The organism is Enterobacter wuhouensis (assembly GCF_004331265.1).
Lineage (GTDB): Bacteria > Pseudomonadota > Gammaproteobacteria > Enterobacterales > Enterobacteriaceae > Enterobacter > Enterobacter wuhouensis.
The window spans coordinates 486,461-501,309 of record NZ_SJOO01000002.1 but is presented as its reverse complement, the minus strand read 5'-3'; the positions used below and the strand labels follow the sequence as shown (position 1 = coordinate 501,309).

Sequence of the window (14,849 nt, the reverse complement as noted above, 5' to 3'; positions counted from 1 at the left end):
CTCCTTCGGCATAATAAAAACGATGAAATTCCTCTTTGACGGGCCAATAGAAATATTGGCCATTTTTTTATTTCAGCAGCGACGGCAAATTCCCTTCTCCGTACAAATGTAACGCGCCAACGGCCACAACGTAATATCCGGCAGGCAGAGCGTGCAGCGTCTCTCGCCAGGCTTTGTTGCGCTCGTTCATCAGCACGTCATACAACGATTCACTGAACGTCGACGGTAGCGCCAGCTTACCGTCCGTCGGCGGGGCATTCAGCCACCAGCCGATCATGGTTTGCAGCAGCCGCGCGTTGGTGTGCCAGTGGGTCAGCGTGTCATCCAGCAGCATCAGGCCGTCGTCGGGAAGCTGGCGAAGCAGGGCTATCTGGCTATCGGTGCCTTCCAGCTCGATGATGGGCATGCTGCGCGCCCTCGCCGCATTCAACAGCTGGTAATCGATGCCGTAATCGCCGCGCAAGCCAAGACGCTGCGCCTGCGTGGCCTGTAACACCATCGCAATCTGCCAGAGCGGCAGAGTATCCAGCATGGAGAGGGACACGCCAACCTCATCGGCGAGGCGCGTCAGCTCGGTGAACTGCTGCTCATTCAGCCGCTCGGCCAGAGGACGATCGCTTTCAAGCCCGGCAAAGGGCGAGTCGTGACCTGAGATATCCGCTTCGACGACCAGCGCATCGGCGCTCTTCAGGCGTTTTACCAGGCCGGGTGGCAGGGGAGACATATCCTGCGTGCCCATATGGATGCTGCCGACCAGATGGAGATGCTGTCCACCGGGTAGCGAAATATCCATACCGGGCCAGGTATAGCGGCGAGGGAAAAGGGCGCGAAACGACGCTTTTATACGATTAAACAGGCTCATACGCGCTCCATGACCGGAAAGGTTCATGCTAGCGCGTGGGGAAGGGGGGCGCAATAGGCGAACGCCGTCAGGTTTCGTAGGCCTGATAATCGCAGCGCCATCAGGCAAAAAAAGCCGGGTGGCGCTGCGCTTACCCGGCCTACTTCTGGCATTCTACGCTTTCGGTTTAAACCGCAGCAGACGGTTGGCGTTGCTCACCACGGTGATGGAGGAGAGCGCCATCGCGGCCCCCGCGACTACCGGGTTCAGCAGCGTGCCGGTCAGCGGCCACAAAATCCCGGCGGCAATGGGGATGCCAAACGCGTTGTAGATGAACGCCCCCAGCAGGTTCTGCTTCATGTTGCGCAACGTGGCTTTCGAAATGGCCAGCGCATCCGCAACGCCCATCAGGCTGTGGCGCATCAGGGTAATGGCCGCCGTTTCAATGGCCACATCGCTCCCGCCGCCCATGGCAATACCCACCTCAGCCTGCGCCAGCGCCGGGGCGTCGTTGATCCCGTCGCCGATCATCGCCACCTGACGACCCTGGCTTTGCAGGTTCTTGATAGCGTCGGCTTTGCCATCCGGCAGCACGCCAGCGATCACTTCATCAATGCCCGCCTCTTTGGCAATGGCGTTGGCGGTAGTGGGGTTATCCCCGGTCAGCATCACCAGGCGATAGCCCGCGCGATGCAGGCGTTTCAACGCATCAACGCTGTCCTGTCTAAGCGGGTCGCGAACGGCCAGCAGCGCGGCGGCTTTGCCGTCAACGGCGAGCAGAACCGGCGTAGCGCCCTGCGAGGCCTGAGCGTTCAGCTCGTGTTCAAGCGCCGAGGTATCAACACCGTTTTCATTCAGCAGCGCCTGATTGCCCAGCAGCAGCGTGTGGCCCTCGGCTTCACCGCTGACGCCGAGCCCGTGCAGGGTGCGGAAGTTGCTCACCTGCGGCAGAGTCACTTCACTGGCTTTGTCAAGAATGGCGCGGGCCAGCGGGTGGCTGGACCCTTGCTCCAGCGCGGCGGCAAGGCGCAGCGCGTCAGCCTCAGAGAAGTCGAGAGCGTGCACCGCCACGACCTGCGGTTTGCCTTCGGTCAGCGTACCCGTTTTATCAAACAACAGCGTGTCGAGGGTGCTGGCCCGCTGCAGCGCGTCGGCATCCCGCACCAGTACGCCAAATTCGGCCGCGCGGCCTACCCCGGAGATAATCGACATCGGCGTCGCCAGGCCAAGGGCACACGGACAGGCGATAATCAGCACCGTGGTGGCAATCACCAGGGTGTAGACAATCTGCGGTGCCGGGCCGAAGAAATACCAGATGGCCGCGCTCAGCAGGGCGATACAGACCACGACGGGAACAAAAATAGCGGAGATTTTATCGGCGAGCTGGCCGATCTCCGGCTTGCTGCTCTGCGCCTGGCGCACCATGCGGATGATACGCGACAGCGTCGTGTGGCTGCCGACGGCGCTGGCGGTAAACAGCACGCTGCCGTCCTGCACCACCGTACCGGCATGAACGGCGTCGCCGTCTGATTTCTGCTGAGGGATAGGCTCGCCGGTCAGCATCGCTTCATCCAGCCAGGCTTCGCCCTGGGTTATCTTACCGTCAACCGGAACGCGGTCGCCCGTCGTCAGGCGCAGCGTCATGCCGGGCTGGACGTCCGCCAGCGGGACGCTTTTCTCCCCCTCGTCCGTGACCACGCGGGCCGTCGGCGGGGTTAAATCGAGCAATCTTTCCAGCGCTTTCGAGGAGCGCTGACGGGCGCGGGCTTCCAGCATATGGCCCAGGTTAATCAGGCCGATAATCATCGCGCTCGCTTCATAGTAGAGATGCCGCGCTTCCATCGGGAACCACTGGGGCCAGACGTTCACGCTCATGGAATAGAGCCACGCCGCGCCCGTTCCGAGCGCCACCAGGGTGTCCATCGTCGCGGTGCGGTTTTTCAGGCTCTTCCAGGCGCTGGTATAGAAATGCCCGCCAGCAAAGACCATCACCGCCAGCGTAATGACGCCAATCGCCAGCCACAGCGTGCGGTTGTCGTCGGTGACCATCATGTTGTCGCCGATCATGCCCCACACCATTACCGGAATACCGACCAGCAGGGCGACGATCGCCTGCCAGCGGAAGCGCTTCATGGTGGCAACCGCCGTTTCCTGCTGGCGCTCGCGGCGTTTGGCATCATCTTCGATGGCCTCCGCACCGTAGCCCGCTTTCTCAACCGCCTGCACTAAATCTGCGGCGGAGGCACTGCCCATCACCAGCGCGGTGCGCTCCGCAAGATTGACCCGTGCCTGCGCGACGCCCGGTACGGCCTGCAAGGCGTTTTGTACCCGGGAGACGCAGCTGGCGCAGCTCATGCCGTTGATCAGCAGCTGTTGGCTGTCGTCAATGTCATCCGCTGCCGGAAGCTCAGGAGTGGCCGCTGTCAGCGCTTCCGACGGGGATGATGACTCTGCCAGCGGTTTAGCCTTTGGGTGGCTTAACTCCGCCCCGTAACCGGCCTGCTTAATGGTATCGATCAGCGCGTCGGCGCTGGCGCTGCCGGTCACGGCGGCACGATCGATAGTCACGTCAGCGCTTTCAACGTCAGGGCGCTGTTCCAGGCTTTCTTTAACGCGTTTGACACAGTGGCCGCAGGAGAGGCCGTCCAGCGTCAGGTCTATAGTGTGAGACATAACAAAACTCCCGTATAATGAACTGGTCAGTAGTTGACCGGAGTAACGCTTTTCGCTAACTGTTATGAAGGTTAAACCTTCCATCAAGGGGAAGGTCAAGGGGGAAATGTGAATATCAGTGATGTTGCGAAAAAAACCGGGTTAACCAGCAAAGCTATTCGCTTTTATGAAGAGAAAGGGCTGGTCACGCCGCCGCTGCGCAGCGAAAACGGCTACCGCAGCTACACGCAGCTGCATCTTGATGAACTGACGCTTCTGCGCCAGGCAAGGCAGGTGGGGTTTAATCTGGAAGAGTGCGGCGAGCTGGTTAACCTGTTCAACGATCCGAAGCGCCACAGCGCCGACGTGAAAAAGCGCACGCTGGAAAAAGTGGCGGAGATCGAACGCCACATTGTCGAACTACAGGCGATGCGCGAGCAGCTCCTGGGGCTGGCGGCATCATGTCCGGGAGATGACAGCGCCGATTGCCCGATTATCGACAACCTTTCTGGCTGCTGTCACCGTAAGGCGCATGCTTAACAGGCCTTAACCCGCAGGGTAATGCCTTCCACCGCAATGACTTCAACCTGCGTTCCGGCACTGAGGTTGTCGTCAGCCACGACGGGCCACGAGCTGTCGCCCACGCGCATGTGCCCGCGCCCGTTGACCAGCGTAGTATCCAGCGTAAAGCGCTTGCCGACGATCTGCTGTCCGCGCTGGTTAAGGTGTGCGTCTGCGGGCGTCTGTTCCTTAACCCGTTTGTTCAGCCAGCGCCACCAGAGCCACGCCGCCACCAGCGTCAGGACGGCAAACAGCGCGCCCTGCCACGCCCACTCCAGCGGCAGGATCCAGACCAGAAGCCCGGTAATCACTGCGGCGATACCGCTCCACAGCAGGTAGCCGTTGCCGCCCAGCATCTCCGCCGCCAGCAATAAGCCGCCGAGGCTTAGCCAGAAGGCATGAGGATGTGCAACGATCAGCTCAATCATTTTTTGCGCTCGTTCCCGCTGTCTTTGATTAATTCCGCAATGCCCGCGATGGAGCCCATCAGGCTGCTGGCCTCCAGCGGCATCATCACCACTTTGCTGTTGTTCGCAGAGCCGATCTCTTTCAGCGCGTCGGTATATTTTTGCGCGACAAAGTAGTTCACGGCCTGGATATCACCGGCGGCAATCGCCTCGGAGACCATCTGGGTGGCGCGGGCTTCCGCCTCGGCTGAACGTTCACGCGCTTCGGCCTGTAAGAATGCGGACTGACGATCGCCCTCTGCCTTCAGGATCTGCGACTGCTTTTCACCTTCTGCCTTGAGGATCTCGGCCTGACGCACCCCTTCGGCTTCCAGAATATAGGCACGCTTGGTTCGCTCGGCCTTCATCTGGGCGTTCATGGAGGCGATCAGCTCCGCCGGCGGACGCACGTCGCGGATCTCAATGCGGGTGACCTTGATCCCCCACGGATTCGTCGCTTCATCGACAATGTGCAGCAGGCGGGTGTTAATGCTGTCGCGCTGGGAAAGCATCTCGTCCAGCTCCATCGAGCCGAGCACCGTTCGAATATTGGTCATGGTGAGGTTGACGATGGCCAGCTCGAGGTTGCTCACCTCATAGGCCGCTTTTGGCGCATCGATGACCTGAATAAAGCAGACCGCGTCGATGGTAACGTTGGCGTTGTCCTTGGAGATAATTTCCTGAGAAGGGATATCCAGTACCTGTTCCATCATGTTGATCTTGCGACCAATTCTGTCCATGAACGGCACGATCAGGCTTAATCCCGGCTGCAGCGTGTTGGTGTATCGACCGAAACGCTCTACGGTCCACTGATAGCCCTGCGGGACAATTTTGACACCCGCGCCCACGATGACCAGCGCGACGAAAATAAGGACAGGAATAACGATGAGCATAAAAACCTCCTGTTTTGCATGCTGTGATAAGAAAATCCGCGTGTTTGTTAGCCGTAAGTATATCGGCTATTGGGGGGAAATTCGCCCCTGTAAAGAGGTGGGAAACAGACTCTCGGGAAATAAGCAGCCCCGCAGAAAGCGGGGCAGGAAAAAAGGTTATTTATAATGGAAGGTAAAGTCTGCAATAAGCGTATCTTCACCGGCGTCCGCAATCGCTTTAGAGAGACTTTGGTAGTATGCCTCAAGCCCGATTTCATCTACGTGCTGCAGCTGTTCCCGGATTGGCGCACAAAAGAGCGCCGAATTGCCCGCGCCCACGCGCTTATTGTTGGGGGGAAGCTGGCCTGTAATGCCCTTAAACCAGGTACGGACCGCTCCTTTGAGCGATGTAGGGGCTTCATTCATTGATTCGTAGCCGGTCAGGACCTGCAGGGTCGGGAAACGATCGGCGTTTACGGCCTCTTTCAGTCGGCTATAGAATTGACCGAAGAGTTCGAAAGACTGAAGGTCCGTAACGCGGGGTTTGGTTGTTTTCCCCTGAATATTTCCGCTTCTTTTGTGCACCGGCTGCGCTGCTGCCGCTGACATCTTGCCGAGCTGCAGGTCAAAGAGGAGATTTGCATGCTCGCGTCTTTTCTTTACGTCAGGGAAACGTTCGATAAAAGCATGAATGAACTCTGGCGTGACCAGATCGGCAAAGTCATGGTTAACTAACCATTGGCCTCGGGCAAACTCACCCGGATCCTGAAACCAGGCCGGAACTTGCCCTGGTTCAAACTCTTTAACATTCCCTTTGCTATCAACTTCAACAAAGCGAGCGCCATTATCAAAGGCAAAACGGCAATTTTTAAGCTGGATAACGGGTTTCATCTTCAGCAGACCGTTGACGAACCTGACCAGCTCTCCGCCAAAGACAAATGCCGTAACAGATTCAGAAGCAATAGCCGCAAGAAGCTGGTCTATTGTTTTTACCCCGGGTTCAAGCGCGGAAAACTCATAAAAAGTGTGATTATTAGACATTCTGGTACTTCCTTATTGTGCTGCGCGCAGAGTTTAACACCACTTTAACGAAGGTTCTAAACCCTGGGTGCGGAACTGCCAGCGTGGTCACACTGTAAACTGTAAAGATAAACTGTAAAATGTGTTCAATAAGTGATGCGTTAAAAGGGAACAGAGATGAACAATAAAACGAAGCTCTTGCAGGCTAAGGACGTTGGCTTTCATGTCGGTGGTAATATCATCCTTCAGCACGTGGATATAAGCCTCTCACCGGGTGAATTCAAACTCATCACGGGCCCCTCGGGCTGCGGTAAAAGCACGTTACTGAAGATTGTGGCCTCGCTGCTCAGCCCGACGGAAGGCACCATTATGTTTGAAGGAAAAGATATCGCGACGCTTTCGCCGGAACGCTATCGCCAGCAGGTCTCCTACTGTGTGCAAACGCCTTCCCTGTTTGGCGAGACGGTTTACGACAACCTGATTTTCCCGTGGCAGATCCGCGAAAAAACGCCGGAGCCGGAAGCGTTCATTGCCGATCTCGCCCGCTTTGGCCTGCCCCAGGAAACGCTCACCAAATCCATTCACGAGCTGTCGGGCGGAGAAAAACAGCGCGTGTCGCTGATCCGCAACCTGCAGTTTCTGCCGAAGGTGCTGCTCCTCGACGAGATCACCAGCGCGCTGGACGACGACAATAAACGCAACGTTAACGACATCATTCATCGCTACGCGCGGGAGCAGAACATCGCTGTGCTGTGGGTGACGCACGACGCAAATGAAATTACCCATGCGGATGATGTCATCAGGCTGGCGCCGCAGGGTGGGAAAATGCAGGAGGCACACCGTGGGTGAACATAATATAACTAACGAATCGCTGGCGCTATCGATGGTGCTGGTATTGGTCGCAATCGTGGTGAGCTACCGGGAAAAGCTGGGGCTGGAGAAAGATATCCTGTGGAGCATCTGCCGCGCGGTAATCCAGCTCATCATCGTTGGCTATGTGCTCAAGTACATTTTCAACGTCAACCACGCGGTGCTAACGCTGCTGATGGTGCTCTTTATCTGCTTCAACGCGGCCTGGAACGCGCAGAAGCGCAGCAAGTACATCGATAAAGCATTCATTTCATCGTTTATTGCCATCACCACCGGAACGGCGCTTACGCTGGCGGTGCTGGTTCTCTCGGGCTCTATTGAATTTACCCCTATGCAGGTGATTCCGATCTCCGGGATGATCGCCGGCAACGCGATGGTGGCCGTGGGGCTGTGCTACAACAATCTGGGGCAGCGATTTAGCAGCGAACAGCAGCAGCTGCAGGAGAAGCTGAGCCTTGGGGCAACGCCGAAGGTGGCCTCTGCGCGGTTAATCCGCGAAAGCATCCGTTCGTCGCTGATCCCAACGGTGGATTCGGTGAAAACGGTGGGGCTGGTGAGCCTGCCGGGGATGATGTCGGGGCTGATTTTTGCCGGTATCGATCCGGTGAAAGCGATTAAGTATCAGATCATGGTGACCTTTATGCTGCTCTCTACGGCCAGCCTGTCGACCATTATTGCCTGCTATTTAACCTACCGGAAGTTTTACAACTCGCGTCACCAGCTGGTGGTGACGCAGTTGAAAAACGTGCGGTGATTGTGCCGGGCGGCACTGCGTTTGCCCGGCCTACGATTCGTGCTTTTGTAGGCCCGGTAAGGCGAAGCCGCCACCGGGCAAAGTGCATCAATATAACAACGCGTACAGCTGACGGCGATACTTCGAGGCCAGCGCGTCACCGGTGCCCAGCGCGGCCAGGATCTCCTGGAACATCTTGCGCGCCTGGCCGTCTGCGGCGGCGAGGTCTTTTTGCAGATGGCTGAACAGCAGCGCCAGCGCCTCTTCGTTACGCCCCACCTGATGCAGCTGCAGCGCCAGCTGGCTTGCCAGTGCGGCATCCGTCGGGTTGTCGGCAACCTGCTGCTGAAGCTGCTGGATCTCCGGAGTGTCCGCCGCCTGTTTCAGCAGTTCAATCTGCGCCACCAGGCCCTGATAGCGGGTGTCCTGATCCTGCATCGGAATGGTTTTCAGCACGGCTTCTGCATCTTCTGAACGGTGCAGGGCGATCTGCGTTTCCGCCAGCAGCAGGCCAATCTGGCTATCCTGATTCGACAGCTGCCACGCGTCTTTCAGCAGCGGCAGCGCCTCGTCATATTTGCCTTCCTGCATCAGCGCCATGGCTTCCTGCGCTTTCAGCTCCTCTTCACGCGGCAGCACTTTATCCAGCAGGGCGCGGATCGCCTCTTCCGGCTGCGGCCCCTGGAAGCCATCCACAGGCTGACCGTTCTGGAACAGGTACACCGTTGGGATGGCGCGCAGGCCAAACTGAGAGGCCACCATGGGCTCGGCGTCACAGTCCAGCTTCGCCAGTATGAACTGACCGTTATACTGCGCGGCCAGGCTTTCCAGTACCGGCGTCAGCTGCAGGCAGTGCTGGCTGCGCTCAGACCAGAAGTAGAACAGCACCGGCTTAGTCATCGACTGTTCGAGCGTCTGCTGCAGGTTAGCTTCAGTGATATTGACGATATTCTGTACGGACATGCGGAATTCTCTTTTATCAGTTTGATCTTTACATGGGGGTGAGCGACGGCGCTTCAACTCAGCCGTGTAAAATTTTGTCCATCACCCGGCCCGGCAGCAGGCGTTTTAGCCAGCCGACGGCATGGGTAACCAGCGTGACCGGATAGCGCATTTTGGGTTTATCGCTCTCAAAAGCATGGCGAACTTTGGCGACAACCGCGTCAGGTCCGAGGGTAAAACGTGCGGCTATGCCGGGGTTCTCGACCGGTTTGTCAGACTGCGTCTGGTTCACGTTATCGGTAAAGCGGGTGCGGATGGGGCCGGGTTCAATCAGGCTCACCCTGATGCCGCTGTGGCGTAACTCCATGCGCAGGGCGTCTGACCAGGCTTCCAGCGCATATTTGCTGGCGGCATAGGCACCGCGGCCTGGGGTAGAAATCAGCCCCATCACCGAGGAGGTCATCACAATGCGTCCTTCACCGTGTGGCACCATCGCCGGGAGCAGGCGCATGGTCAGCTGATGCACGCCGAAGAAGTTAGCGGAGAACTGCTGCTCCAGCTGCTCGCGTGAAATTGTCTCCAGCGGGCCATAAACGCCGTAGCCGGCATTATTAAACAGGCCGTACAGGCGGTTGCCGGTCAGGGTAATCACCTCGTCGGCGGCGCGTTCAACGCTTTCGGGCGAATCCAGATCGAGCAGGATGCCCTTAAGGCCCATCCCGTTCATGCGGTCGACGTCTTCGGGTTTGCGGCAGGCCGCCAGTACCCAAAATCCCTGACGTTTTAATTCAAGCGCGCTCTCAAGGCCAATTCCGCTGGAACATCCTGTTATTAAGACCGATTTTTGCATAACTTTACCTGTCAGGATCTCCACGTAATCAGGAGTCATGTTTAACTAAAGGGGCTAACCGTGTTGCCATCCAGTCGGCAATAAACGGCTGTGCATCGCGATTGGGGTGAATACCATCGTCTTGCATCCATTGGGGTTTGAGATAGACCTCTTCCATGAAAAATGGCAGCAGCGGAATATCAAACTCTTTGGCAAGCTTAGGGTAAATCGCGCTAAAGGCCTCATTATACCGACGACCGTAGTTGGCGGGCAGGCGAATTTGCATCAGCAGCGGCTGGGCATTGGCCGCCTTAATGTCCTGCAAAATGGTGCGCAGCGTCTGCTCCGTTTGCTGAGGCTGGAAGCCGCGCAGGCCATCATTACCGCCCAGCTCCACCAGCACCCAGCGCGGCTGATGCTGCTTGAGTAAGGCGGGAAGGCGCGATAAGCCTTGCTGCGACGTATCGCCGCTGATGCTGCCGTTGACGACAGCGGTTTGCGTCTGCCATTTGTCATTGAGCAGGGCCGGCCAGGCCGCATTGGCCGCCATGCGATAGCCCGCGCTCAGGCTGTCGCCCAGAACCAGTAACGTGTCCGCTGCCGCCGCGCGGAAGGTCATCAGAATCATAAACAGGAAGGGCAAATGCCAGCGGAAAACAGTGTTGAAGTTCATCGTCTTAAGAAGTCCGTCGGTCAGGGGGAACACGAGCTTTCCATCCTCACCGGAGTTGAACTCGTTGTCAAACGCGCCGAAACCATCGCGCTGATTGGCGAATCCGGTTCCGGTAAGTCCACGCTGCTGGCGATTCTGGCCGGCCTGGACGACGGCAGCAGTGGAGAGGTCAACCTTGTTGGGCAACCGCTGCACCAGCTTGATGAAGAGGCGCGCGCCGCGCTGCGCGCCCGGCATATCGGTTTTGTCTTTCAGTCCTTTATGCTCATCCCCACCCTGAACGCGCTGGAAAACGTCGAGCTGCCGGGGCTTCTGCGCGGGGAAAACACCCGTGAAAGCCGCGATCACGCGAAAGCGCTGCTGGAACAGCTGGGGCTGGGCAAACGCCTCAACCATCTTCCGGCCCAGCTTTCCGGCGGCGAGCAGCAGCGCGTGGCGCTGGCGCGCGCGTTCAACGGCCGGCCTGAAGTGTTATTCGCCGATGAACCCACCGGCAATCTCGATCGTAAGACCGGGGATAAAATTGCCGATCTGCTGTTTTCCCTCAACCGCGAGCACGGCACGACGCTGGTTCTGGTCACCCACGATCCGCAGCTCGCCGCCCGCTGTGACCGACGCCTGCGCCTGGTGAACGGTGAATTGCAGGAGGAAGCATGATCGCACGCTGGTTCTGGCGCGAATGGCGCTCGCCCTCGCTGCTGATTGTCTGGCTGGCGCTAAGCCTGGCGGTGGCCTGCGTGCTGGCGCTCGGCAGCGTCAGCGACCGCATGGAGAAAGGCCTCAGCCAGCAGAGCCGTGAATTTATGGCGGGGGACAGGACGCTGCAAAGCTCGCGCGCCGTTCCGCCCGGCTGGATAGATGAGGCCCGCCGGATGGGGCTGAAGGTCGGCGAGCAGATTACGTTCCAGACCATGACCTTTGCGGGCGACACGCCGCAGCTGGCGAGCGTGAAAGCCGTCGATAATGTCTACCCCATGTACGGGGAGCTTCAGACCAGCCCGGCGGGCCTGAAGCCGACATCCGGCACCGTACTGCTGGCCCCGCGCCTGATGGCGTTGCTGAACCTGAAAACGGGCGACAGCATCGACGTGGGTGACGCCACGCTGAAAATTGCCGGGGAGGTGGTTCAGGAACCCGACTCGGGCTTCAACCCGTTCCAGCTTGCGCCACGCCTGCTGATGAATACCGCTGACGTGGCAAAAACCAACGCCGTGCAGCCGGGGAGCCGCGTCACCTGGCGCTACAAGTTTGGCGGTACGCCCGCGCAGCTTGATGCGTATGAAAAATGGCTCCTGCCGCAGCTCAAGCCGGAACACCGCTGGTACGGGCTGGAGCAGGACGAAGGGGCGCTCGGCAAATCCCTTGAGCGTTCCCAGCAGTTCCTGCTGCTGTCGGCGCTGTTAACCCTGCTGCTGGCCATTGCGGCGGTCGCCGTGGCGATGGGGCACTACTGCCGCAGCCGCTACGACCTGGTGGCAATCCTCAAAACCCTCGGCGCGGGCCGGGCGCAGCTGCGCAGGCTGATCGTCGGCCAGTGGCTGATGGTGCTGGCGCTGTCTGCCGTGACCGGCGGGGCTATCGGGCTGCTGTTTGAGAAGCTGCTGATGGTGCTGCTAAAGCCGGTTCTGCCTGCAGCGCTTCCTCCCGCCAGCCTCTGGCCGTGGCTATGGGCAATCGGCGCGATGACGGTGATTTCGCTGCTGGTAGGGCTACGCCCGTACCGGCTGCTGCTGGCAACGCAGCCGCTGCGCGTGCTGCGCCGTGACGTGGTTGCCAGCGTCTGGCCGCTGAAGTTTTATCTGCCGGTGATTATCGCCGTGGCGGTCGGGCTGCTGGCCTGGCTGATGGGCGGCAGCACGCTGCTGTGGGCCGTGCTGGCGGGGGCCGTGGTGCTGGCGCTGCTGTGCGGCGTGGTGGGCTGGCTGCTGCTCAACGTGTTGAGAAAGCTGACGGTCAAATCGCTGCCGGTGAGGCTGGCGGTGAACCGCCTGCTGCACCAGCCGTGGTCCACGCTCAGCCAGCTTTCGGCGTTTTCGCTGTCGTTTATGCTGCTGGCCCTGCTGCTGGTGCTGCGCGGCGATCTGCTCGATCGCTGGCAGCAGCAGCTTCCGCCGGAAAGCCCGAACTATTTCCTGATCAACATTGCCCCGGAACAGGTCACGCCGCTGAAGGGCTTCCTGTCGGAGCACCACATTATTCCGGAGTCGTTCTATCCCATCGTTCGCGCGCGCCTGACGCAGATTAACGGGCAGTCGACGGACGGAAATAAAGACGAATCGCTTAACCGCGAGCTGAACCTGACATGGCAGGATAAGCGCCCTGACCACAACCCGATCACCGCCGGAACCTGGCCACCCAAAGCGGGTGAAGTGTCGATGGAGGAGGGGCTGGCGAAGCGCCTGAACGTGAGGCTCGGGGACAGCGTGACCTTTACCGGCGACACGCAGGATTTCAGCGCGAAGGTGACCAGCCTGCGCAAGGTGGACTGGGAAAGCCTGCGGCCAAACTTCTTCTTCATCTTCCCGGCAGGGGCGCTGGACGGGCAGCCGCAGAGCTGGCTGACGAGCTTCCGCTGGGAGAACGGCAACGGCATGCTGACCCAGCTTAACCGGGAATTCCCGACGGTGAGCCTGCTGGATATCGGCGCGATCCTGAAGCAGGTGGGTCAGGTGCTCGATCAGGTTAGCCGTGCCCTGGAGGTGATGGTGGTGCTGGTGACGATCTGCGGCGTACTGCTGCTGCTGGCGCAGGTGCAGGTTGGCATGCGTCAGCGCCATCAGGAGCTGGTGGTTTACCGCACGCTGGGGGCAGGAAAGCGCCTGCTGCGCGCCACGCTCTGGAGCGAATTTGCCCTGCTGGGGCTGGTGGCCGGCCTGGTGGCGGCCATTGGTGCGGAGACGGCGCTGGCGGTCCTGCAGACCAGAGTCTTTGACTTCCCGTGGGAGCCGGACTGGCGGCTGTGGATCACGCTGCCGGCGTGCGGCGCGGTGCTGTTGTCGCTGTGCGGCGGCTGGCTCGGAACGCGGCTTTTAAAAGGTAAAGCGCTGTTCCGACAGTTTGTCAGTTAATTTACATCCGTGATGATTACGCACCGGTTTATATGCTGGTGCGTAATCGCTTAGTAGCACAAAACGGTAATACCACAAGCGTTAGTAGCACAAATCATTAAAAACCCGCCCACACAGCCAGATTATTTCCAGTTAATATTCACCTGCTAAATATTTAGCAGCGTGTCTATCAAGGAAAAATAATGACTATAAAAAAATCAGCGCTGGCGGCAACGATCGGCGCGGCAGTGGCATTAACGTCCTTCGCAACGCAAGCGGAAATCACGGTTCTGAAACAAGATCCTCAGGCGGGCGATCCGCTGAGCCGCCTGAACTTCACCGTTGGCGGCAGCATCCGTCCTCAGTTCAACATGATGACCGGCGACGGCGACAAAGGCTCCTACAAGCGTAACGGCTTCGACGGCGGCACCCGCTTCCGTTTTGCAGCAGATTACTACCTGTTTGATGACATCAGCTGGATCAGCTACTACGAGCTGGGCGTGAATATTCCTGCGCTGTTCGACTGGGACAACCACTACGCAGAAGGTGCGAACAACACCTCTCGCCGTATGCTGTACACCGGCCTGAAGAGCGATACCTGGGGTACGCTGACCTTCGGTCAACAAAACAGCGTTTACTATGATGTGGTTGGCGTGAAAACCGATATCTGGGACTATGACATGATTGGTCAGGCGCCGGGTAACGGGATCAACGGCGACTACGACGGTTCTTATCGTTCACGCCAGATGCTGAAATATAAGAAAACCGTGGGCGATGCAGACATCTACGCATCTTACCTGTTTGAAGACAGTGAATACCTGCCGGGCAACGGCCTGCGCTACAAGCGTAAAGGCGGCGGCTCGCTGGGTCTGGATTACCACCTGACCACCGATCTGACCTGGGGCGCTGCGTGGAACTATACCCGTGCAGACATGCGTAACCCGGAAAACGGCGACAGCAAAACCTACGACCAGAACATCCTGGGTACCGCACTGAGCTGGACGCCGGACAACTGGACCTTCTCTGCCGGCGGCGGCTGGTACCAGAACTTCATGACCACCAAAAAAGTATCGACTAACAACTACTTTGCCGGTGATGCATGGGGTATCGAGTACTTCGCAGGGTATAAATTCCCAATCGGTCAGTATGCGGTTAAGTCTATCCAGCCTTACTTCATGGGCGATCGTATCGAGTACGTGAACGGTCGTAACTACCAGCGCATCGACAACGGCGTGGGTATCAGCTTCCAGCTGGATTACGGTTTCCGCGTGGATTACGAACACGTGTTCACCTCCAGCACCGACGATCTGGGTGACATGAACCTGGTGCGTCTGCGCTACGACTTCTAACCCTCACCCTAACC

Annotated in this window: 14 protein-coding genes; 6 read left to right on the top strand and 8 right to left on the bottom strand. The window is 58.7% G+C overall.

Features of this window, described 5'->3' with window-relative positions; genetic code table 11:
- Positions 1–67: 67 nt before the first annotated feature.
- Together E0L20_RS06435 and copA are read right to left on the bottom strand one after the other, a co-directional pair.
- Entirely contained in the window at positions 68–862 is a 795-nt protein-coding gene (locus E0L20_RS06435; RefSeq protein ID WP_131633225.1) for a TraB/GumN family protein, read from the bottom strand.
- A 153-nt stretch (positions 863–1,015) separates the two neighbouring features.
- On the bottom strand, positions 1,016–3,514 hold the full coding sequence (copA, locus tag E0L20_RS06430; RefSeq protein WP_131633224.1) for a copper-exporting P-type ATPase CopA: 2,499 nt from the start codon (positions 3,512–3,514) through the stop codon (positions 1,016–1,018).
- Between the two features lie 108 nt (positions 3,515–3,622).
- Here copA and cueR point away from each other — a divergent pair, with 108 nt between their 5' ends.
- A complete protein-coding gene (gene cueR / locus E0L20_RS06425; protein WP_131633223.1) occupies positions 3,623–4,033 on the top strand; it encodes a Cu(I)-responsive transcriptional regulator in 411 nt (136 codons plus the stop codon).
- Here cueR and E0L20_RS06420 read toward each other — a convergent pair.
- The 3 genes from E0L20_RS06420 to E0L20_RS06410 all read right to left on the bottom strand — a co-directional run bounded on the left by E0L20_RS06420 (position 4,030) and on the right by E0L20_RS06410 (position 6,413).
- Complete coding sequence (locus E0L20_RS06420) at positions 4,030–4,482, bottom strand: NfeD family protein (protein ID WP_131633222.1); 453 nt, start codon at positions 4,480–4,482, stop codon at positions 4,030–4,032. The genes cueR and E0L20_RS06420 overlap by 4 nt on opposite strands.
- Positions 4,479–5,393, bottom strand: coding sequence for an SPFH domain-containing protein (locus E0L20_RS06415; protein WP_131633221.1), 915 nt, complete (start codon positions 5,391–5,393; stop codon positions 4,479–4,481). Before E0L20_RS06415 ends, E0L20_RS06420 begins: the two co-directional genes overlap by 4 nt.
- 156 nt (positions 5,394–5,549) lie before the next feature.
- The gene (locus E0L20_RS06410) at positions 5,550–6,413 is read right to left on the bottom strand and encodes a hypothetical protein (protein ID WP_131633220.1); all 864 of its coding nucleotides are present in this window, start codon (positions 6,411–6,413) and stop codon (positions 5,550–5,552) included.
- A 156-nt stretch (positions 6,414–6,569) separates the two neighbouring features.
- Between E0L20_RS06410 and fetA the strand changes: the two genes are divergently transcribed.
- Together fetA and fetB are read left to right on the top strand one after the other, a co-directional pair.
- Complete coding sequence (fetA, locus tag E0L20_RS06405; protein WP_131633219.1) at positions 6,570–7,241, top strand: iron efflux ABC transporter ATP-binding subunit FetA; 672 nt, start codon at positions 6,570–6,572, stop codon at positions 7,239–7,241.
- Positions 7,234–8,016, top strand: coding sequence for an iron efflux ABC transporter permease subunit FetB (fetB, locus tag E0L20_RS06400; protein ID WP_131633218.1), 783 nt, complete (start codon positions 7,234–7,236; stop codon positions 8,014–8,016). The genes fetA and fetB overlap by 8 nt, the downstream gene beginning before the upstream one ends.
- 87 nt (positions 8,017–8,103) lie before the next feature.
- On the opposite strand, the gene E0L20_RS06395 is transcribed toward fetB, so the two are convergent.
- The 3 genes from E0L20_RS06395 to tesA are packed head-to-tail and all read right to left on the bottom strand — an operon-like array spanning position 8,104 to position 10,439.
- Positions 8,104–8,958 (bottom strand): co-chaperone YbbN, encoded by an 855-nt coding sequence (locus tag E0L20_RS06395; RefSeq protein ID WP_131633217.1) that lies wholly within the window; start codon positions 8,956–8,958, stop codon positions 8,104–8,106.
- Positions 8,959–9,016: 58 nt separating this feature from the next.
- Complete coding sequence (locus tag E0L20_RS06390) at positions 9,017–9,826, bottom strand: SDR family oxidoreductase (protein ID WP_165500688.1); 810 nt, start codon at positions 9,824–9,826, stop codon at positions 9,017–9,019.
- Positions 9,816–10,439 (bottom strand): multifunctional acyl-CoA thioesterase I/protease I/lysophospholipase L1, encoded by a 624-nt coding sequence (gene tesA / locus E0L20_RS06385; RefSeq protein ID WP_131633215.1) that lies wholly within the window; start codon positions 10,437–10,439, stop codon positions 9,816–9,818. Before tesA ends, E0L20_RS06390 begins: the two co-directional genes overlap by 11 nt.
- On the opposite strand from tesA, the gene ybbA reads away from it, so the two are divergent.
- The 3 genes from ybbA (at position 10,410) to E0L20_RS06370 (ending at position 14,835) form a co-directional block, all read left to right on the top strand.
- Positions 10,410–11,096, top strand: a complete 687-nt coding sequence (gene ybbA / locus E0L20_RS06380) for a putative ABC transporter ATP-binding protein YbbA (RefSeq protein WP_131633214.1) — start codon at positions 10,410–10,412, stop codon at positions 11,094–11,096. The two genes, tesA and ybbA, sit on opposite strands and share 30 nt — an antisense overlap.
- Positions 11,093–13,507, top strand: coding sequence for a putative ABC transporter permease subunit YbbP (ybbP, locus tag E0L20_RS06375; RefSeq protein WP_131633213.1), 2,415 nt, complete (start codon positions 11,093–11,095; stop codon positions 13,505–13,507). Before ybbA ends, ybbP begins: the two co-directional genes overlap by 4 nt.
- 182 nt (positions 13,508–13,689) lie before the next feature.
- Positions 13,690–14,835, top strand: a complete 1,146-nt coding sequence (locus tag E0L20_RS06370) for a porin (protein WP_131633212.1) — start codon at positions 13,690–13,692, stop codon at positions 14,833–14,835.
- Positions 14,836–14,849 lie beyond the last annotated feature (14 nt).